This window comes from Streptococcus timonensis (assembly GCF_047460355.1).
Classification (GTDB): domain Bacteria; phylum Bacillota; class Bacilli; order Lactobacillales; family Streptococcaceae; genus Streptococcus; species Streptococcus timonensis_A.
On the sequence record NZ_JASHGL010000001.1, the window covers coordinates 388,375 to 407,964 of the forward strand.

Consider the following 19,590-nt stretch of genomic DNA (forward strand, 5'->3'; position numbering starts at 1 on the left):
TATTATGGGCTTAACTTATCAAATGAAAACTAAAATCCCTTTTGATATGTCAGACATGAATGGACATATCAAATTGCCAGATATTATCTTGCTGTCTTTGCAAGTATCTGGAAGCCAGTCAGTTCAACTAGGTGTCAGTGATAAGGAAATCCTTGAGCGTTATAATTTGGTCTGGATTATTACGGAGTATGATATTGACGTGATTAGACTTCCTCGTTTTGCAGAGGAAATTACCATTGAGACAGAAGCCTTGAGTTACAATAGACTCTTTTGCTACCGTCGTTTTACTATCTACGATGAATCTGGTCAAGCAATTATTCAAATGCTGGCTACTTTTGCTCTTATGGACCGAGACAGTCGGAAGGTACATAATGTAGAAGCAGAGATGGTCGCTCCATATCAATCCGAGTTTTCGAAAAAAATTATCCGTGGACCTAAATATATGGATTTGGAAAATCCATCATGTAAGGATTATCATGTTCGCTTTTATGATTTAGATATGAATGGGCATGTCAATAACAGTAAGTACTTGGACTGGATTTTTGAAGTGATGGGTTCTGAATTTTTGATGAAACATATCCCTAAAAAAATCAATCTAAAGTATGTCAAGGAAGTTCGACCAGGTGGTATGATTACTTCTAGTTACGAATTGAATCAACTAGAAAGCAATCACCAAGTCAAAAGTGATGGCGATATCAATGCTCAGGCAAAGATAACTTGGCAAAAAATTAACAAAGATTAGAAAGAAATGTATGACTTATAAAGGTTATTTAATCGATTTAGACGGAACGATTTACAAGGGTAAAGACCGCATCCCTGAAGGAGAAGATTTTGTTCATGACTTGCAAAAGCGTGGTATTCCCTACCTTTTTGTAACTAACAATACAACTCGTACACCTGAAAGTGTCCAGGAAATGTTGGCCAAGCAGTTTGATATTGATACTCCTGTATCAACTATCTATACCGCAACACTTGCAACCATTGACTATATGAATGACCTTGGTCTTGAAAAGACTGTCTATGTCATCGGTGAAGCAGGGCTCAAGGAAGCCATTCAAGCAGCAGGGTATGTCGAAGATAAAGAAAATCCAGCCTATGTGGTTGTTGGTTTGGACTGGCAAGTAGACTACGAAAAGCTTGCTACTGCAACACTTGCCATTCAAAAAGGTGCTCACTTTATTGGTACAAACCCTGATTTGAACATTCCAACCGAGCGAGGACTATTACCTGGCGCTGGTTCAATCATTACTTTGCTAGAAGCAGCGACTCGAGTTAAGCCTGTTTATATTGGAAAACCAAATGCAATTATTATGGAAAAAGCAGTTGAGCATTTAGGACTTGCACGTGAAGATTTGGTCATGGTAGGGGATAATTATCTTACAGATATTCGAGCTGGTATTGATAATGGAATTCCAACTTTGTTAGTAACTACTGGTTTTACAAAACCTGAAGAAGTACCAAATCTTCCTATTGCACCGACTCATGTTCTATCAAGCTTAGCGGAGTGGAATTTCGATGAGAACTAAACTAACTTTTGGAGCAAGCCTGCTTTTTCTATTGTCACTTGCTATCTTAGTAACCATTTACCTTGCTTGGATTTTATACCCTTTTGAGATTTCTTGGTTAAATCTAACAAGTCGAGTTCATTTGAAATCAGACATTATTCAGTATAATTTTCATATTCTAATGGATTATTTAACAAATCCTTTCAATCCAGTATTGGAAATGCCAGATTTCCCTTCGTCTGAATCAGGTTTACATCATTTTGCTGTTGTAAAAGGTCTCTTTCATCTAACTCAAGGAGTAGCTCTTGTTACATTACCCTTTTTCTACATTTTCTGGAACCAGGTTGTCAGAAAAGGAATTCTGTCTCTTTATCGAAAAACCTTAGTATTTATGGTTGGACTTCCGGTGGGACTTGGTTTATTTGGAGTCTTCATAGGTTTTGAACGCTTCTTTACCCTATTTCATCAATTTCTTTTTGTGGGAGACGATACCTGGTTATTTGACCCAGCTAAGGATCCTGTTATTCTCATCCTTCCAGAGAACTTTTTCCTCCATTGTTTTATACTCTTTTTTGGTATTTATGAACTGATTTTTGCTTTCTTTTATATGAAAAGTAGAAATGGCCAGTGACGATAATCATATTTGTATAAGTGCCTTATTGTTCATTAAAATACATTGGTTTTCAGAAAATATGAACAATATTTATGAAAATATATCAAATTATCTCTAAAAGCTTAATTTTTTTATAAAAATTTGCTTTTTTTAGGAAAGAACTAGTCAAGCGCTTAATTTTTTTGTATAATAGAATAAGAAAAGTATGCAAAGAAGAGAAAAGCATGATTACACTATTTTTATCACCGAGTTGTACATCATGTCGTAAGGCAAAGGCTTGGCTTCATAATCATAAAGTGCCTTTCCAAGAGCACAATATTATGACCAGTCCTTTAACGAGAAAAGAATTACAACATATTCTTTCCTTGACCGAAAACGGTACTGATGACATCATTTCAACTCGTTCAAAAATCTTCCAAAAATTGGATATTGATGTAGATAGTATTTCAGTATCGGAGTTACTTCGCTTAATCGAGCAGTACCCGAGTCTTTTGCGTCGTCCAATTATTATTGATGATAAACGGATGCAAATAGGCTTTAATGAAGATGAAATTCGAGCTTTTCTTTCAAGAAGCTATCGAAAACAAGAACTGAAGGAAGCTACCTTGAGAGCTGGTATAAATTAGATGAATAAACAATATAGTTACCCACTAGATTTTTCGTGGAGCACTGAAGAACTTGCTTCAGTGCTTTCTTTTTTTAATGATGTTGAAGTTGCTTATGAAGAAAAGATAGAAGCAAAAAAATTATTAGATTCTTATAAAGAATTTAAGATAGTAGTTCCAAGTAAGAGTGAAGAAAAACGTTTGGGACGGGAATTTGAAATAGTCAGTGGCTATTCTTTCTATCGAGCAGTTCAAATGGCTAAAGAAAAAGGGGAAGGGATGATTTCACTTGGAAAATAAATTTGCCTTTGCCAAAGAGATTGTTAGAGAGGCTGCGAGCTATATCCGAAAACATATGAAAGACGACCTTCATATAGAGAGAAAATCTTCTCCGACTGATTTGGTGACCAAGTTGGACAAGGAAGTGCAGACTCTCCTGATTGATAAGATTCGCTCGCGCTATCCAAATGATTTGTTCTGTGCAGAAGAAGGAGATTTTAAATCTCCTGTTGATCAAGGTTCTGTTTGGGTCATTGATCCTATTGATGGAACCAATAATTTTGTTGCCCAAGCTGAAGATTTCGCTATCATGGTAGCTTATTTCGAAAATGGTCAAGGACAATTCGGTATTATTTACGATGTCATGAAAGATGTTTGTTACCATGGTGGAGGAGTATTTCCAGCTTATTGTAATAATGAACTCTTGCCTTCTTTTAAAACCAAACCTTTGAGTGATTTTTTAGTGGCCATTAATGCTGGAATGTTAGAAACAAATGCTTGGGGTGTGGCCGATTTAGGGAATGCTTCACTTGGAGTACGAGTTTATGGAAGTGCCGCTATCAGTTTCTCGAAAATCTTATCTGGTCAGCTATTGACCTATATTACCTATCTGAAACCTTGGGATTACGCAGCTGCAAGTATCTTGGGGGAAAATCTCGGGTATCAAGTTATAACTCTCTCTGGAGATGAACCAGATTTTCAGACTTGCCAACCTGTCATGATGATTCCAAGAGAAATGTTACCAGACATTCAATCCTATATTTACGAAAGGAAACCATAGATGAACTTTCCGGAAGGATTTGTAAAAAAATATGAAGAAATACTTGGAGATGAGGCAAGAGCTTTTCTTGCCTCTTTTGATGATGATGCCATTTCCGCCTTTCGCAGCAATCCCTTAAAAGAAGCTCAAGGCACTTTCTCTGACCCTATTCCTAACACACCTTGGGGCTACTATGGCAAGGTTTCTGGAAAATCACCTGAGCATGTGACGGGCTTGGTTTATTCTCAAGAACCAGCTGCTCAAATGGTAGCTCAGGTAGCCCAGCCAAGTCCTGGAATGAAAGTATTAGATCTGGCAGCAGCGCCGGGAGGCAAATCAACTCAATTAGCTGCTTACTTAGCAGGTGAGGGTATTTTAGTTTCTAACGAAATTTCAAACAAGCGTGCCAAAATCTTAGTGGAAAATATGGAACGCTTTGGTGCGACTAATATCGTTGTGACCAATGAATCTGCAGAACGTTTAGCCAAGGTCTTTAAAGGTTATTTTGACCTGATTGTTCTGGATGCTCCTTGCTCGGGTGAAGGAATGTTTCGTAAACAGCCCGATGCTATGGATTATTGGAGTGAGAATTATCCTAGTCAATGCGCTAATCTACAACGTGAGATTTTAGAAGATGCTGTTACCATGTTGGCTGATGGCGGTCGACTTGTCTATTCCACTTGTACTTGGGCTCCAGAAGAAAACGAAGAAATCATTAACTGGCTCATAGATACCTACGATTTTGAATTGATTCCAATCGAACATATTAATGGTATGTCACAAGGAATCAACCAACCTGAAACAGCTCGTATGTACCCTCATCTCTTTAAGGGAGAAGGTCAGTTTGTTGCCCATCTGCAGTTTAAAGAACAAAACAAGACTGGGAAGTTCAAGCATTCGAAGACGAATCTCAGCCGTGAACAGTTGAGTTTGTGGCAAGATTTTGAGAAGAAGTATTTAAGAGAAAAACTGCTAGGAGTCCTACAAGTTTTTGGCGACCAACTTTATCTCTTACCAGGAGTCCTACCAGACATTGGCCAACTTAAGATAGCTCGTAATGGTCTTCATCTTGGAACCTTTAAGAAAAAACGTTTTGAACCCAGCTTTGCACTTGGTTTAGCCTTAAAACCGAGTCAAGTTAAACAAAGTCTTGAAATTAGTCAAGAAGATTTTGCTAAATACGTAGCAGGTGAAACGGTTCAATTAGAGCAAAACTATAGTAATGGATGGTATCAAGTCTTGGTTGGAGGAAATGGTTTGGGTTTCGCCAAAGTAACCGGGAATACCCTAAAAAACTATTTCCCTAAGGGCCTGCGATTCAGGTAAAAAACTAGTCAAAGCCTCTATTCTATGTTATAGTGGAAGTATGGATGATTTTGTAAAATACATGAAAATATTCAAATCTTCTAATCTATTCACCATTATTTTCAAGGAGACAAATAGTGAAAAAAAGAAAAAAGCTTGCCCTATCTCTTGCAACTCTTTTGCTTGCTGGGTCGCTAGCGGGATGCGCTAGTTGGATTGATCGTGGGGAGTCTATGACTGCTGTTGGGTCAACTGCCCTCCAACCTTTAGTGGAGGCCGCGGCAGATGAGTTTGCATCTGCTAACATTGGCAAAACTGTAAATGTTCAAGGTGGTGGTTCTGGTACAGGTCTGTCTCAAGTTCAATCAGGAGCAGTAGATGTTGGTAACTCTGATGTTTTTGCGGAAGAGAAAGATGGTATTGATGCAACAGCCTTAGTTGACCACAAGGTAGCTGTTGCGGGGATAGCTGTTATCATCAACAAAGAAGTAGGTGTTGATAATCTTACGACAGAACAACTTCGCAAAATTTTTACAGGTGAAATTACCAACTGGAAAGAAGTTGGAGGTAAAGATTTAGCGATCTCTATTATCAACCGAGCTGCTAGCTCAGGTTCTCGTGCTACCTTTGACAGCGTGATTATGGATGGAAAATCAGCAATACAAAGTCAGGAACAGGATTCAAACGGTATGGTTAAATCAATTGTTTCTCAAACACCTGGTGCCATTTCCTACTTAGCCTTTGCCTATGTTGATGACTCAGTAGCGACTATCAAACTCAATGGTTATAAGCCAATCTCAGAAAACGTTACAACCAACAATTGGCCTTTGTGGTCTTATGAACACATGTATACCCTTGGTGAGCCAAATGAATTGGTTGGAGAATTTTTAAACTTTGTCCTTTCAGACGAAGCTCAGAATGGAATCGTTAAAGGAATGGGTTATATTTCTGTTAAGGAAATGAAGGTTGAAAAAGATGCTGCAGGTACTGTGACAGTGCTAGAAGGGAGTCAATAATGAATCAAGAAGAATTATCTAAAAAATTGCTCTCTCCGTCAAAGAACTCTCGTCTTGAGAAATTAGGAAAAGGACTAACCTTTGCCTGCCTTTCTTTGATTGTCATCATCGTTGCTATGATTTTGATTTTCGTAGCCCAGAAAGGCTTATCGACCTTCTTTGTCAATGGAGTCAACATTTTTGATTTTCTATTTGGACAGACTTGGAATCCATCTGGGAAACAATTTGGTGCCCTACCAATGATTTTAGGTTCCTTTATTGTTACCATCTTATCGGCTCTGATCGCGACACCATTTGCCATTGGTGCTGCAGTTTTTATGACTGAGGTGTCACCAAAAGGAGCCAAAATTTTGCAACCAGCTATTGAACTTCTAGTTGGGATTCCTTCAGTCGTGTATGGATTTATCGGTTTGCAGGTCGTAGTTCCCTTTGTCCGTAGTGTCTTTGGTGGAACTGGTTTTGGGATTTTGTCAGGGATTTTCGTTCTCTTTGTCATGATTTTACCAACTGTTACCTTCATGACCACAGATAGCCTACGTGCAGTGCCTCGTCACTACCGTGAAGCTAGTTTAGCTATGGGAGCAACCCGCTGGCAAACTATCTGGCGCGTAACCTTGAAGGCAGCCCGTTCTGGTATTTTTACGGCAGTAGTCTTCGGGATGGCGCGTGCCTTTGGTGAGGCCCTTGCGATTCAGATGGTTGTTGGTAACTCAGCAGTTATCCCAACTTCATTGACGACTCCAGCAGCGACTTTGACTTCCGTTTTGACTATGGGAATCGGAAATACTGTCATGGGAACTGTTGATAATAATGTTCTTTGGTCACTGGCTCTAGTATTGCTCTTGATGAGTTTGGCCTTTAACAGTGTGATTAAATTGATTACGAAAGAGAGAGGAAAGAAAAACTATGCACGCTAAGAAATTAGATAAACTTGCTACAGCTGTCCTCTACACCATCGCAGGAATCATTGTGACCATTCTTGCTTCCTTGATTCTTTATATCTTGGTTCGAGGTTTGCCACATGTTTCTTGGGCCTTCTTGACAGGAAAATCATCCTCTTATCAAGCAGGTGGTGGTATTGGAATTCAGCTTTATAATTCCTTTTTCCTTTTAGTGATTACCTTATTTATCTCTGTGCCTCTATCAATGGGTGCTGGAATTTTCCTAGCAGAGTATGCTAAAAAAGGTCGTGTGACTAATTTTATCCGTACCTGTATTGAAATCTTGTCATCTTTACCATCAGTCGTTGTGGGACTCTTTGGTTACCTCATCTTTGTAGTCCAGTTTGAGTATGGATTTTCCATTATTTCTGGTGCCTTGGCTTTAACGGTCTTCAATCTTCCACAGATGACTCGTAACGTTGAAGACAGTTTGAAACACGTTCACCATACGCAACGTGAAGCTGGTTTGGCACTTGGACTCTCTCGTTGGGAAACAGTTCTTCATGTCGTGATTCCTGAAGCTCTTCCCGGCATTGTGACTGGAATTGTGCTTGCATCAGGTCGTATCTTTGGTGAAGCTGCTGCTCTTATCTATACAGCAGGTCAATCTGCACCAGCTCTTGATTGGTCTAACTGGAATGTTCTCAGTGTAACCAGTCCAATCTCAATCTTCCGTCAAGCAGAAACCTTGGCTGTACATATCTGGAAAGTCAACAGTGAAGGAACCATTCCTGATGGAACTCTAGTTTCAGCGGGTTCTGCAGCAGTGCTCCTCATCTTTATCTTGATCTTTAACTTTGGAGCACGTAAACTCGGAAGCTATCTACATAAGAAATTAACTGCAGCCTAAAGGAGAAGCCATGTCAAAATATAATTGGGATGAAAGGCATATCATTACTTTTCCAGAAGAAAAAGTGGCCCTCTCTACGAAGGATTTACATGTTTACTACGGTAAGAATGAATCCATCAAGGGCGTGGATATGCAATTTGAAAAAAATAAAATCACGGCCTTGATTGGCCCGTCAGGTTCTGGGAAATCAACTTATCTACGCAGTCTCAACCGTATGAATGATACTATTGATATTGCTAAGGTAACTGGACAAATTCTTTATCAAGGAATTGACGTCAACCGTCCTGAGATTAATGTCTATGAAATGCGTAAACATATCGGAATGGTTTTCCAACGTCCAAATCCATTTGCTAAATCAATCTACCGCAACATCACCTTTGCACACGAACGTGCAGGTGTTAAGGACAAGCAGGTTCTTGATGAAATTGTAGAAACCTCTCTTCGCCAGGCTGCTCTCTGGGATCAGGTCAAAGATGACCTTCATAAGTCAGCCTTGACGCTTTCGGGTGGTCAGCAGCAACGTCTCTGTATCGCTCGTGCTATCTCTGTAAAACCAGACATCCTCTTGATGGATGAGCCTGCCTCAGCCTTGGATCCGATTGCGACAGCCCAGCTTGAAGAAACCATGCTGGAGTTGAAGAAGGACTTTACCATTATCATTGTAACCCACAGCATGCAACAGGCTGCGCGTGCAAGTGATTATACAGGATTCTTCTATCTGGGTGACTTGATTGAGTATGATAAAACTGCAAATATTTTCCAAAATGCTAAGCTACAGTCAACAAATGACTATGTAACTGGACACTTTGGTTAGAGAGGAAATAGTATGACAGAACCGATTTTACAGGTTTCAGACCTGTCAGTCTATTACAATAAAAAAAAGGCCTTGAATAGTGTTTCCTTATCCTTCCAACCCAAGGAAATTACAGCCCTTATCGGTCCGTCTGGATCTGGGAAATCAACACTTCTAAAGGCTATTAACCGAATGGGTGACCTTAATCCTGAAGTGACGACAACTGGATCAGTGGTTTATAACGGTCACAATATTTATAGTCCACGTACAGATACGGTTGAATTACGTAAGGAAATCGGGATGGTTTTCCAACAACCGAATCCTTTCCCAATGTCCATTTATGAAAATGTTGTTTATGGTCTCCGAATTAATGGAGAGAAAGATAAGAACGTTTTGGATGAAGCTGTAGAAAAAGCTTTACAGCGTGCTTCAATCTGGGATGAGGTCAAGGATCGCTTGCATGATTCTGCTATTGGTCTTTCTGGAGGACAGCAGCAACGTGTTTGTGTGGCACGTGTATTGGCAACTAGCCCTAAAATTATCCTCTTGGATGAACCAACTTCAGCCTTGGACCCTATTTCTGCTGGGAAGATTGAGGAAACCTTGTATGGTCTAAAAGACAAGTACACCATGCTCTTGGTCACTCGTTCTATGCAGCAAGCATCTCGAATCTCTGATAAGACAGGATTTTTCCTCAATGGAGATTTGATTGAATTTAACGATACCAAGGAAATGTTCCTCTATCCGCAACATAAGGAAACAGAGGACTACATTTCAGGTAAATTTGGATAAGGAGTGAGAAGATGTTACGATCTCAATTTGAAGAAGATTTAGAGAAATTGCATAATCAGTTTTATGCTATGGGACAAGAAGTTCTTTCCCAAATCAATCGTACCGTACGTGCTTTTGTAACGCATGACCGTGACATGGCTAAAGAAGTCATCGAGGAAGATGCAGAAGTAAACGAATACGAAGTGAAACTTGAAAAGAAATCATTTGAAATGATTGCGCTACAACAGCCAGTTTCGCAAGATTTACGTACAGTATTAACAGTTCTAAAAGCTGTGTCAGACTTAGAACGTATGGGAGACCATGCAGTTTCTATCGCAAAGGCAACTATTCGTATGAAGGGTGAGCAACGCATCCCTGCAGTTGAAGAAGAAATTAAAAAAATGGGTCGCGAAGTAAAAAACTTTGTTGAAGCCGCTTTAGAACTTTATTTGAATGGTTCTGTGGATCAAGCCTATGAAGTTGCAACCATGGATGAAAATATCAACCATTACTTTGATAATATTCGTGATCTTGCAACTGAAGAAATTAGAAAGAACCCAGAAGCTATCGTCACAGGTCGTGATTACTTCCAAGTCATTTCATACTTGGAGCGTATCGGAGACTATGCTAAAAATATCTGTGAATGGGTTGTTTACTTTGAAACAGGTAAGATTGTTGAATTATAAAGTATTCAAATGATAAAATTATTGTGAAAGCTTACTTTTTACTAGAGTAAGCTTTCATTGTATAGATAATTTACTTTGTCAGAGGTGAATAATGAACTACATACAGAATATAAGAAAAAAAGTTGGAAAAGATAAAATTATTTTAAATTTCACATGTGGAATATTAAGTCAATCAGGAAAAATATTATTACAAAAACGAGCAGATAAAGGAACTTGGGGATTACCAGGCGGAGCTATTGAATTAGGCGAATCGGCTGTAGAAGCGTTAGTTCGAGAGTTTTACGAAGAAACTGGACTGAAAGTGACAGTGAAAAAACTTTTAAATGTTTATACAAAATATTCAGATAGTTATCCAAATGGTGATGAGGCTCAAGTTCTTACAATTTTGTATTTAGTTGCATCTGAAACTTCTATCTCTACAAATGTTTTTACGAGTGACGAAACTTTAGAATTAGGATTTTTTGAACATAGGGACATACAAAATATCACAATTGTAAACCAGCAACATCGAGATATGATAAATGATTTTTTTGAAAATAAGTTCCCAATAGATAGATAAACTAACCACTGAATTTCTATATTTTTTAATTATATTTTATGAAAATGCAAGAAAAACTTGACAAGTATTTCTGAATAAGTTATAATTATACAAAATTAACAGAGAGGTTGTTTATTTATGAATTTTAAAAAATGGATATTTGTCTTATGTAGTTTTCTTGCAAGCTTCTTTTTAGTAGCTTGCCAATCGTCTAGCTCAAGCTCACAGTCTGCAGTGGAGGCCATCAAGCAAAAAGGAAAATTAGTAGTTGCAACTAGCCCAGACTATGCTCCCTTTGAGTTTCAAGCACTTGTAGATGGTAAGAACCAAGTCGTAGGTGCTGATATTGACATGGCGCAAGCAATCGCTGATGAACTTGGAGTGAAATTGGAAGTTTCAAGCATGAGTTTTGATAATGTCTTGACTAGTCTTCAGACAGGAAAAGCAGACCTAGCAATTGCGGGAATCAGTGCAACTGAAGAAAGACAAGAAGTCTTTGATTTCTCAATTCCTTACTATGAAAATAAAATTAGCTTCCTTATCAGAAAGTCTGATCTTGAAAAATACAAGGATTTGGATTCTCTAGCAAGTGCTAATATTGCAGCTCAAAAAGGAACTGTTCCTGAATCTATGGTTAAAGAGCAACTTCCAAAGGCACAGTTGACTTCTTTGACAAACATGGGCGAAGCAGTCAATGAGCTTCAATCAGGTAAGGTTGATGCTGTTCATATGGATGAACCAGTAGCACTTAGTTATGCTACAAAAAATTCAGACTTACAAGTAGCAAGTGTTTCTTTAACCATGAATGAGGGGGAGTCCAATGCAGTAGCCATAAGGAAAGGGAATGAAGACTTGAAAGAGGTAGTCGATAAGGTCATCCAAAAACTAAAAGATGAGGGAACCTATCAAACTTATCTTGAAAAAGCTGCTAAATTAACAGAAGTAGAACAATAAAAAGAAAGCAGAATTGGATTTATTCCAATTCTGCTTTTATGTAGCTTAGGACTTTTTCTAAATCCTCTAAAGAAACTTTTACAAACTGATAGGGACATGGACCTAGATAGGCTTCCTCGAAGAAATCCAAATTAAGATGACTGTGCTTTAAACTTGCAATCTTGGGGAATTGACGGAGATCCAAGAGGAGACCATTATGGAGTCGGAAAGCGGGGAGTGGACAGGATGATTTCTTAAGTACGTGATCAATCTGAACTTGATACCTGTCTTGTATTGCCAGTCTGGCAAGACGGTTTTTTTCAAATAATTGACTATCGATATATAAGGATAGAGCCTTTTGCATGATAAGATTACTATCGTAGTCCAAGACATTTTTGTAGGATACAAAGGCTTCTTTGATAGCATTTGGGAGGATAAGAGCGGTAATACGAAGGGCTGGAAAGAGGCTAGTTGAGAAGGATTTAATGTAAATAACCCGGTCCTCAGTATCCAGATAGTGAAAGGTCTGTCCTTTCTTTGGATCCAAGTCTCCTAGGTAATCATCTTCAACAATGTAAACACCGTACTGATTCGCAAGAGCAAGAATTTCTCGTTTCTCTTCTTCAGTGTAGGAGTGCCCCAGAGGATAGTGAAAACGAGGAATAGTGTAGAAAAATTTGATAGTACCAGTTTTAAAGTGTCTTTCTAATTCTTCAAGGTTAATACCGTCAATTCGTCGTTCAATGGTTTGATAGGGAAGGTTTTGAGCTAGCAACAGCTGATTCATTCGATGGTAGGTAGGTTGCTCAATAAGGATTTCCTCCGCCTTATTAGGGAAATCAATCTGAGAAAGGATAAAAAGGGCTTGTTGGGTACCAGATGTCAAAACTAGTTGGTCAGGCTTGCAATAAAGGGCTTGCTCAAAAAGGAGTTTATGAACAGATTTTCTAAGGTCGTCAAGTCCTTCCTGATTGTCATAATAGTTAAAGAGGTAGTTTTCTCGGCCAATCAAGGTCTCATTGACACAAAGGCGAAAGTCATCATAAGCACTGGCGTGCTCATCTGTAACTTCGATTTCTAGGTCTTGATGCTGTCCTTGTTCTAAGACATAATAGCCACTCTGGGGTTTAGCGTATAGATATTGAGCATGCTTCAAGTCAAGTAAAGCTCGTTGAATGGTGTCTTTGCTACATTGGAAGTCTTGACTAAGTTGACGGATAGATGGGAGGCGACTACCAGTTGGGAATTTCCCAGTCTCGATACCAACCTTGAGATAAGCTACTACTTCTTGATATTTGCTCAACTTTCTCATATGAGACCTCCTATAATTTTTTTCATTGTACCCTTTTTTTCTACGTTTGGCAATGCTAAAAGCCAATCTCCCATTCAAATCTAAGAAAATTTATGATATACTTAGAAAGTAAAAACATTGGAAAGAATGGGATACTAAGGTGCGTGAACCAGTAAAATTATTTCAATACAATACTTTAGGAGCACTGATGGCTGGACTTTATGGAGGAAGTCTGACAGTAGGTGAATTACTTCAACATGGTGATTTAGGAATAGGTACTCTTGACTCTATAGATGGCGAGCTGATTGTCTTGGATGGAAAGGCTTATCAAGCCAAGGGGTCAGGGGAAAAACCAGAGATTGTTGAAGTCTCTCCTGATGCCTTGATTCCTTATGCGGCAGTTGTTCCCCATCAGGCTGAAGTTATTTTCCGCCAGCGCTTTGAAATGACTGACCAGGAATTAGAAGAAAGAATTGAGTCCTATTATGATGGGGAAAATCTATTTCGTTCCATCAAGATTCATGGGGATTTCAAGCATATGCATGTACGTATGATTCCCAAGTCAACATCTGAAAGAAAGTTTGCAGAGGTTGCGACTCATCAACCAGAGTATCGTCGTGAAAATGTGTCTGGAACTATTGTTGGCTTCTGGACCCCAGAAATTTTTCATGGGGTTAGTGTCGCAGGTTACCATTTGCACTTCATTTCCGATGACCTAACATTTGGTGGTCATGTGATGAACTTTGTCATCGAGGAAGGGATTGTAGAATTAGGAGCTGTTGATCAATTAGATCAACGTTTCCCAGTTCAAGATCGTAAGTATCTTTTTGCAAAGTTCGATGTAGATGAGATGAAAAGAGATATTGAACAGTCAGAGTAAAGGAAGAGGAAGAGAAATATGAATGGACATATTATAGCAACGATGATTGCTTTAATCATTTTTCTGATTGCAGCTATTTGGTTTGCGAGAAAGAAATATAAGATTAATCTATCAGTTTTAGGATTAGGAGCGATTGCCTTTTTCGTATCGGCACAGGTCTTGGAGAAGATTGTTCATCTTCTTGTTCTTCGCCCGCAAAGGGATGGAACAATTGCTCTAATGACAGAGCATCCGATTATCTATGTAATTTATGGAATTGCAATGGCTGCTCTATTTGAAGAAACAGCTCGCTTTATCTTCTTTAAATGGTTGGAGAAGAAAAGAAAATTAGAAGTTTCGGATGCCCTTGCCTATGGTCTTGGTCACGGTGGATTAGAATTACTTTATGTTGGAATTGCTAGCCTAATAAATCTCTTTATCCTATTTTCAGCTGTCCAATCTCAAAACCCTAAGGTTTTAGAACTCTTGACACAGAATATGCTGGAAACCATTCGGACCCTAGCTCCTTGGCAAGTTTACCTCTTGGGACTTGAGAGAATCCTCGCTATGATGATCCAAGTTTGTTTGACTGTTTGGGTTTATCAAGCTGTTCGTCAAAAGAAATGGATTTATCTACTAGCAGCCTACGCTTTACATGCTTTATTTGATTTGGCTCCTGCCCTATCGCAAGTTGGCTGGATTTCTAATCCACTTTTTGTAGAAGGATTGCTGGCAGTAGAAGTTGTGGGCTTTATCTTCCTAACAAAATCAATCTTTTGCAAAAAACAATAGTGTCAAAGAGGCCTAGCCTCTTTTTTCTGTGAGCTTTTTAAAAAGATAAACTAATCATCGAAAAATGCTCCTAAAAATGGTATAATAGAATGTATTTTATAAAAGGAAGAGCAAAATGATTGTATTAGATAAAATAAATGAAACCTTAGAAGGAATCGATATTCGTTTCGATGAACCCTTAAAATCTTATGCTTATACAAGAGTAGGTGGAAAGGCAGACTATTTGGTTTTTCCACGAAATCGCTACGAGATGGCTCGAGTGGTTAAGTTTGCCAATCAAGAAAATATTCCTTGGATGGTACTGGGAAATGCTAGCAACATTATCGTTCGGGATGGTGGTATCCGTGGATTTGTTATCTTGTGTGACAAACTCAACAATGTTTCTGTAGATGGTTATACCATTGAAGCAGAAGCAGGTGCTAACCTGATTGAGACCACTCGTATAGCTCTTCGACATAGCTTGACTGGTTTTGAGTTTGCCTGTGGCATTCCCGGAAGCATCGGTGGTGCTGTATTTATGAATGCTGGCGCCTATGGTGGAGAGATTTCTAATATTTTGCAGTCTTGCAAAGTATTGACCAAAGATGGGGAAATTGAAACCTTATCAGCTAAGGATCTAGCCTTTGGTTATCGTCATTCAGCTATTCAAGATTCTGGAGCAGTAGTCTTATCAGCTAAATTTGCACTATCTCCAGGGAATTATGAGACTATTAATCAAGAAATGGAACGTTTGACCCACCTTCGAGAACTCAAACAACCTTTGGAATATCCATCATGTGGTTCTGTCTTTAAACGTCCAGTCGGGCATTTTGCAGGACAATTGATTTCAGAAGCTGGTTTGAAGGGCTACCGTATCGGTGGTGTCGAAGTCTCGGAAAAACATGCGGGCTTTATGATTAATGTAGCCGATGGGACAGCTCGAGATTATGAAGACTTAATTGAGACTGTCATTGAAAAAGTTAAAGAACATTCAGGTGTTACCTTAGAGCGAGAAGTTCGTATCTTGGGTGAACACGAATAACATTATTTTTACATAGCATTAAAAGATTGGGATTTTATCGCTAGATATGGTTTGGGTCAATTCCTTACAGTCATTGCTAGCATTTTACAAGGTCCCAATCTGTTAATTTACGAAGAAAAAGGAATTTAGAGGAATTGAAAAAACCAATTATCGAATTCAGAAACGTTACTAAAGTTTTTGAAGATAGTGACACTAAGGTTCTCAAGGATATTAACTTTGAGTTGGAAGAAGGAAAATTTTATACACTGCTAGGAGCTTCTGGTTCAGGAAAATCAACCATCCTAAATATCATTGCAGGTTTGCTAGACGCAACGACGGGTGATATTTTGCTAGACGGTGTTCGTATCAATGACATCCCGACCAATAAGCGCGATGTTCACACGGTCTTCCAATCTTACGCCTTGTTCCCTCATATGAATGTCTTTGAAAATGTTGCCTTTCCATTGCGATTGCGAAAGGTCGATAAAAAAGAAATCGAACAACGTGTCTTAGAAGTTCTCAAGATGGTTCAGTTAGAAGGTTTTGAAAAACGTTCGATTCGTAAGCTATCTGGAGGACAACGTCAGCGTGTAGCTATTGCGCGTGCGATTATCAACCATCCTCGAGTGGTGCTCTTGGATGAGCCCTTGTCAGCGCTGGACTTGAAATTGCGAACAGACATGCAGTACGAACTGCGTGAACTGCAACAACGATTGGGAATTACCTTTGTCTTTGTCACTCACGATCAGGAAGAAGCTCTGGCCATGAGTGACTGGATTTTTGTCATGAATGACGGTGAGATTGTTCAGTCTGGGACACCAGTTGATATCTACGACGAGCCAATCAACCACTTTGTTGCTACCTTTATCGGGGAGTCAAATATCTTGCCAGGAACCATGATTGAGGACTACTTGGTCGAGTTCAATGGCAAACGCTTTGAGGCGGTCGACGGTGGGATGAAGCCAAATGAACCGGTCGAAGTCGTCATTCGTCCAGAGGACTTGCGCATTACCCTTCCAGAAGAAGGAAAACTTCAAGTTAAGGTCGATACGCAGCTCTTCCGTGGGGTTCACTATGAGATTATCGCCTATGACGAACTTGGCAACGAATGGATGATCCACTCAACTCGTAAGGCCATCGTTGGTGAGGAAATTGGTCTGGACTTTGAGCCAGAAGACATCCACATCATGCGTCTCAATGAAACAGAAGAAGAGTTCGATGCTCGTATCGAAGAATACGTAGAAATCGAAGAGCAAGAAGCAGGTTTGATTAACGCTATTGAGGAGGAAAGAGATGAAGAAAACAACCTCTAAACTCTTTGTAGTGCCCTACATGCTTTGGATTGCACTCTTTGTATTGGCACCCCTAGTCTTGATTTTTGGACAATCATTTTTCAACATCGAAGGTCAGTTTAGTTTAGAAAACTATAAATCCTATTTTGCGTCACAAAACTTAACCTATCTCAAAATGAGCTTCAACTCTGTTCTCTATGCAGGGATTGTGACTTTAGTGACACTCTTGATTAGCTATCCAACAGCCCTCTTTTTGACCCGTCTCAAACACCGTCAACTCTGGCTCATGCTAATCATTTTGCCAACCTGGATCAACCTACTCCTTAAGGCTTATGCCTTTATCGGAATTTTTGGTCAAAATGGCTCTATTAATCAATTCCTAGAATTTATCGGAATTGGTTCTCAGCAGTTGCTATTTACAGATTTCTCATTTATCTTTGTCGCAAGCTATATCGAGCTTCCATTTATGATTTTGCCCATCTTCAATGTCTTGGATGATATGGATAACAATCTCATCAATGCCAGCTATGACCTCGGTGCGACCAAGTGGGAAACCTTCCGCCATGTTATCTTCCCCCTATCTATGAACGGGGTGCGAAGCGGAGTTCAATCAGTCTTTATCCCAAGTTTGAGTCTCTTCATGTTGACCCGTTTGATTGGGGGGAACCGAGTGATTACCTTGGGGACTGCCATCGAGCAGAACTTCTTGACCAATGACAACTATGGTATGGGTTCAACTATCGGAGTTGTTCTTATCCTGACTATGTTTATCACCATGTGGGTGACTAAGGAAAGGAGAGAACGATGAAAAAATTATCGAATCTTTACCTAGCCTTTGTCTTTATCGTCCTTTATTTGCCAATCTTTTACCTGATCGGATATGCCTTCAATGCCGGGGATGATATGAATAGCTTTACAGGCTTTAGTTTGTCTCACTTTGAAACCATGTTTGGAGATGGAAGACTCATGCTCATCTTGGTTCAAACCTTTTTACTAGCCTTCCTATCAGCCTTGATTGCGACTGTTATTGGGACTTTCGGTGCCATTTACATCTACCAATCACGTAAAAAATACCAAGAAGCCTTTCTATCACTTAATAACATTTTGATGGTTGCGCCAGACGTTATGATTGGTGCCAGCTTCTTGATTCTCTTTACACAACTCAAGTTTTCACTTGGTTTTCTGACAGTTCTTTCCAGTCACGTAGCCTTCTCCATTCCAATCGTAGTGCTCATGGTCTTGCCTCGATTGAAAGAGATGAATGGGGATATGATTCATGCGGCCTATGACCTTGGAGCTAGCCAGTTCCAAATGTTCAAGGAAATTATGCTTCCTTACCTAACGCCGTCTATCATCGCAGGTTACTTTATGGCTTTCACCTATTCGCTAGATGACTTTGCCGTGACCTTCTTTGTAACGGGAAATGGTTTTTCAACCCTCTCAGTTGAGATCTACTCTCGAGCTCGTAAAGGGATTTCGCTTGAAATCAATGCTCTTTCAGCCTTGGTCTTTCTCTTCAGTATTATCCTGGTTGTAGGGTATTACTTCATTTCACGTGAGAAGGAGGAGCAAGCATGAAACGACTCTATTCATTTTTAGCAGGAATTTTAGCCATTATCCTTGTCTTGTGGGGAATTTCCTACCATTTGGACAGTAAAATCAATAGTCGTGATAGTCAAAAACTGGTTATCTACAACTGGGGAGACTATATCGATCCTGAACTTCTGGAGAAATTTACAGAAGAAACAGGAATCCAAGTCCAGTACGAAACCTTTGACTCTAACGAAGCCATGTACACGAAAATCAAGCAGGGTGGGACAACCTATGATATTGCTATCCCAAGTGAGTACATGATTAACAAGATGAAAGATGAAGACCTCTTGGTTCCATTAGATTATAGCAAGATTGAGGGAATTGAGAATATTGGTCCAGAATTTCTCAACCAGTCCTTTGACCCAAACAATCAGTACTCTATCCCATACTTTTGGGGGACTTTGGGAATTGTCTACAATGAAACCATGGTGGAAGAAGCACCTGAACATTGGGACGACCTCTGGAAACCAGAATACAAGGATTCGATCATGCTCTTTGATGGGGCGCGTGAAGTACTTGGGTTAGGCCTTAACTCACTAGGTTATAGCCTCAACTCAAAAGATCCAGAACAACTATCACAAACGGTTGATAAACTGTATGAGCTGACTCCTAATATCAAGGCCATCGTAGCCGATGAGATGAAGGGCTACATGATTCAGAACAATGCTGCCATCGGTGTGACTTTCTCAGGAGAAGCCAGCCAGATGTTGGAAAAGAATCCTAACCTCAAATATGTCGTGCCGACAGAAGCAAGTAACCTCTGGTTTGACAACATGGTTATTCCTAAAACTGTCAAGAACCAGGATGCGGCCTATGCCTTTATCAACTTTATGTTGAAGCCTGAAAATGCTCTAAAAAATGCTGAGTATGTCGGATACTCAACACCAAATACTGTTGCTAAGGAAATGCTCCCAGAGGAGACAAAAGAGGACAAGTCCTTCTATCCAGATGCAGATACAATGAAACACCTAGAAGTTTATGAAAAATTTGATCATAAATGGACAGGAATCTACAGTGACCTCTTCCTACAATTTAAGATGTATCGGAAGTAGTGATAGTAACGAAACGAATCAGTCAAGCTGGTTCGTTTTTTGAATAGTTGTATAGCTGTTTATTTTTACTATCCTATTTGCTTATTTTACTGCCTAGTAGTATACTAAGTTTATAC

At 39.4% G+C, this 19,590-nt stretch carries 23 protein-coding genes; 22 read left to right on the forward strand and 1 reads right to left on the reverse strand.

Annotated features, from left to right (window positions below; translation table 11 throughout):
* Nucleotides 1-4: 4 nt before the first annotated feature.
* The 15 genes from QM941_RS01860 (at nucleotide 5) to QM941_RS01930 (ending at nucleotide 11,616) form a co-directional block, all read left to right on the forward strand.
* Nucleotides 5-742, forward strand: a complete 738-nt coding sequence (locus tag QM941_RS01860; protein WP_414338229.1) for an acyl-ACP thioesterase domain-containing protein — start codon at nucleotides 5-7, stop codon at nucleotides 740-742.
* A gap of 10 nt (nucleotides 743-752) precedes the next feature.
* A complete protein-coding gene (locus QM941_RS01865; protein WP_414338232.1) occupies nucleotides 753-1,526 on the forward strand; it encodes a TIGR01457 family HAD-type hydrolase in 774 nt (257 codons plus the stop codon).
* Nucleotides 1,516-2,136 carry a TIGR01906 family membrane protein gene (locus QM941_RS01870; protein ID WP_414338235.1) on the forward strand — a complete coding sequence of 207 codons (621 nt, stop codon included), beginning with the start codon at nucleotides 1,516-1,518 and terminating at the stop codon, nucleotides 2,134-2,136. Before QM941_RS01865 ends, QM941_RS01870 begins: the two co-directional genes overlap by 11 nt.
* A gap of 206 nt (nucleotides 2,137-2,342) precedes the next feature.
* The gene (locus QM941_RS01875) at nucleotides 2,343-2,744 is read left to right on the forward strand and encodes a Spx/MgsR family RNA polymerase-binding regulatory protein (protein WP_414338238.1); all 402 of its coding nucleotides are present in this window, start codon (nucleotides 2,343-2,345) and stop codon (nucleotides 2,742-2,744) included.
* Nucleotides 2,745-3,023, forward strand: coding sequence for a UPF0223 family protein (locus QM941_RS01880; protein WP_414338241.1), 279 nt, complete (start codon nucleotides 2,745-2,747; stop codon nucleotides 3,021-3,023).
* On the forward strand, nucleotides 3,013-3,783 hold the full coding sequence (locus tag QM941_RS01885) for an inositol monophosphatase family protein (protein ID WP_414338243.1): 771 nt from the start codon (nucleotides 3,013-3,015) through the stop codon (nucleotides 3,781-3,783). Before QM941_RS01880 ends, QM941_RS01885 begins: the two co-directional genes overlap by 11 nt.
* A complete protein-coding gene (locus QM941_RS01890; protein ID WP_414338246.1) occupies nucleotides 3,784-5,088 on the forward strand; it encodes an RsmF rRNA methyltransferase first C-terminal domain-containing protein in 1,305 nt (434 codons plus the stop codon).
* Between the two features lie 116 nt (nucleotides 5,089-5,204).
* Nucleotides 5,205-6,083 carry a phosphate ABC transporter substrate-binding protein PstS family protein gene (locus QM941_RS01895; protein WP_414338248.1) on the forward strand — a complete coding sequence of 293 codons (879 nt, stop codon included), beginning with the start codon at nucleotides 5,205-5,207 and terminating at the stop codon, nucleotides 6,081-6,083.
* A complete protein-coding gene (gene pstC, locus QM941_RS01900) occupies nucleotides 6,083-7,000 on the forward strand; it encodes a phosphate ABC transporter permease subunit PstC (RefSeq protein ID WP_414338250.1) in 918 nt (305 codons plus the stop codon). The genes QM941_RS01895 and pstC overlap by 1 nt, the downstream gene beginning before the upstream one ends.
* Nucleotides 6,990-7,874, forward strand: coding sequence for a phosphate ABC transporter permease PstA (gene pstA / locus QM941_RS01905; RefSeq protein WP_414338253.1), 885 nt, complete (start codon nucleotides 6,990-6,992; stop codon nucleotides 7,872-7,874). The genes pstC and pstA overlap by 11 nt, the downstream gene beginning before the upstream one ends.
* A gap of 10 nt (nucleotides 7,875-7,884) precedes the next feature.
* Nucleotides 7,885-8,688 carry a phosphate ABC transporter ATP-binding protein PstB gene (gene pstB / locus QM941_RS01910; RefSeq protein ID WP_414338255.1) on the forward strand — a complete coding sequence of 268 codons (804 nt, stop codon included), beginning with the start codon at nucleotides 7,885-7,887 and terminating at the stop codon, nucleotides 8,686-8,688.
* Between the two features lie 12 nt (nucleotides 8,689-8,700).
* Entirely contained in the window at nucleotides 8,701-9,459 is a 759-nt protein-coding gene (gene pstB, locus QM941_RS01915) for a phosphate ABC transporter ATP-binding protein PstB (protein WP_263393743.1), read from the forward strand.
* Between the two features lie 11 nt (nucleotides 9,460-9,470).
* Complete coding sequence (gene phoU / locus QM941_RS01920; RefSeq protein WP_049509822.1) at nucleotides 9,471-10,124, forward strand: phosphate signaling complex protein PhoU; 654 nt, start codon at nucleotides 9,471-9,473, stop codon at nucleotides 10,122-10,124.
* A gap of 91 nt (nucleotides 10,125-10,215) precedes the next feature.
* The gene (locus QM941_RS01925) at nucleotides 10,216-10,683 is read left to right on the forward strand and encodes an NUDIX hydrolase (RefSeq protein WP_049548248.1); all 468 of its coding nucleotides are present in this window, start codon (nucleotides 10,216-10,218) and stop codon (nucleotides 10,681-10,683) included.
* Nucleotides 10,684-10,800: 117 nt separating this feature from the next.
* The gene (locus QM941_RS01930) at nucleotides 10,801-11,616 is read left to right on the forward strand and encodes an ABC transporter substrate-binding protein (protein ID WP_414338260.1); all 816 of its coding nucleotides are present in this window, start codon (nucleotides 10,801-10,803) and stop codon (nucleotides 11,614-11,616) included.
* A 19-nt stretch (nucleotides 11,617-11,635) separates the two neighbouring features.
* Here QM941_RS01930 and QM941_RS01935 read toward each other — a convergent pair whose 3' ends face one another.
* Nucleotides 11,636-12,907, reverse strand: coding sequence for a PLP-dependent aminotransferase family protein (locus QM941_RS01935; protein WP_414338263.1), 1,272 nt, complete (start codon nucleotides 12,905-12,907; stop codon nucleotides 11,636-11,638).
* A gap of 139 nt (nucleotides 12,908-13,046) precedes the next feature.
* Between QM941_RS01935 and budA the strand changes: the two genes are divergently transcribed.
* The 7 genes from budA to QM941_RS01970 all read left to right on the forward strand — a co-directional run bounded on the left by budA (nucleotide 13,047) and on the right by QM941_RS01970 (nucleotide 19,474).
* Nucleotides 13,047-13,766: an acetolactate decarboxylase gene (gene budA / locus QM941_RS01940; RefSeq protein WP_414338265.1), complete on the forward strand. Its 720-nt coding sequence runs from the start codon at nucleotides 13,047-13,049 to the stop codon at nucleotides 13,764-13,766.
* 18 nt (nucleotides 13,767-13,784) lie between these two features.
* Nucleotides 13,785-14,537: a YhfC family glutamic-type intramembrane protease gene (locus QM941_RS01945; RefSeq protein WP_414338267.1), complete on the forward strand. Its 753-nt coding sequence runs from the start codon at nucleotides 13,785-13,787 to the stop codon at nucleotides 14,535-14,537.
* A 115-nt stretch (nucleotides 14,538-14,652) separates the two neighbouring features.
* Nucleotides 14,653-15,558, forward strand: coding sequence for a UDP-N-acetylmuramate dehydrogenase (gene murB / locus QM941_RS01950; protein ID WP_414338269.1), 906 nt, complete (start codon nucleotides 14,653-14,655; stop codon nucleotides 15,556-15,558).
* 134 nt (nucleotides 15,559-15,692) lie between these two features.
* Nucleotides 15,693-16,850 (forward strand): ABC transporter ATP-binding protein, encoded by a 1,158-nt coding sequence (locus QM941_RS01955; protein WP_414338271.1) that lies wholly within the window; start codon nucleotides 15,693-15,695, stop codon nucleotides 16,848-16,850.
* On the forward strand, nucleotides 16,831-17,637 hold the full coding sequence (locus tag QM941_RS01960; RefSeq protein WP_000754116.1) for an ABC transporter permease: 807 nt from the start codon (nucleotides 16,831-16,833) through the stop codon (nucleotides 17,635-17,637). Before QM941_RS01955 ends, QM941_RS01960 begins: the two co-directional genes overlap by 20 nt.
* The gene (locus QM941_RS01965; protein ID WP_045763347.1) at nucleotides 17,634-18,407 is read left to right on the forward strand and encodes an ABC transporter permease; all 774 of its coding nucleotides are present in this window, start codon (nucleotides 17,634-17,636) and stop codon (nucleotides 18,405-18,407) included. Before QM941_RS01960 ends, QM941_RS01965 begins: the two co-directional genes overlap by 4 nt.
* Nucleotides 18,404-19,474, forward strand: a complete 1,071-nt coding sequence (locus tag QM941_RS01970) for an ABC transporter substrate-binding protein (protein WP_414338275.1) — start codon at nucleotides 18,404-18,406, stop codon at nucleotides 19,472-19,474. The genes QM941_RS01965 and QM941_RS01970 overlap by 4 nt, the downstream gene beginning before the upstream one ends.
* Nucleotides 19,475-19,590: the final 116 nt, after the last annotated feature.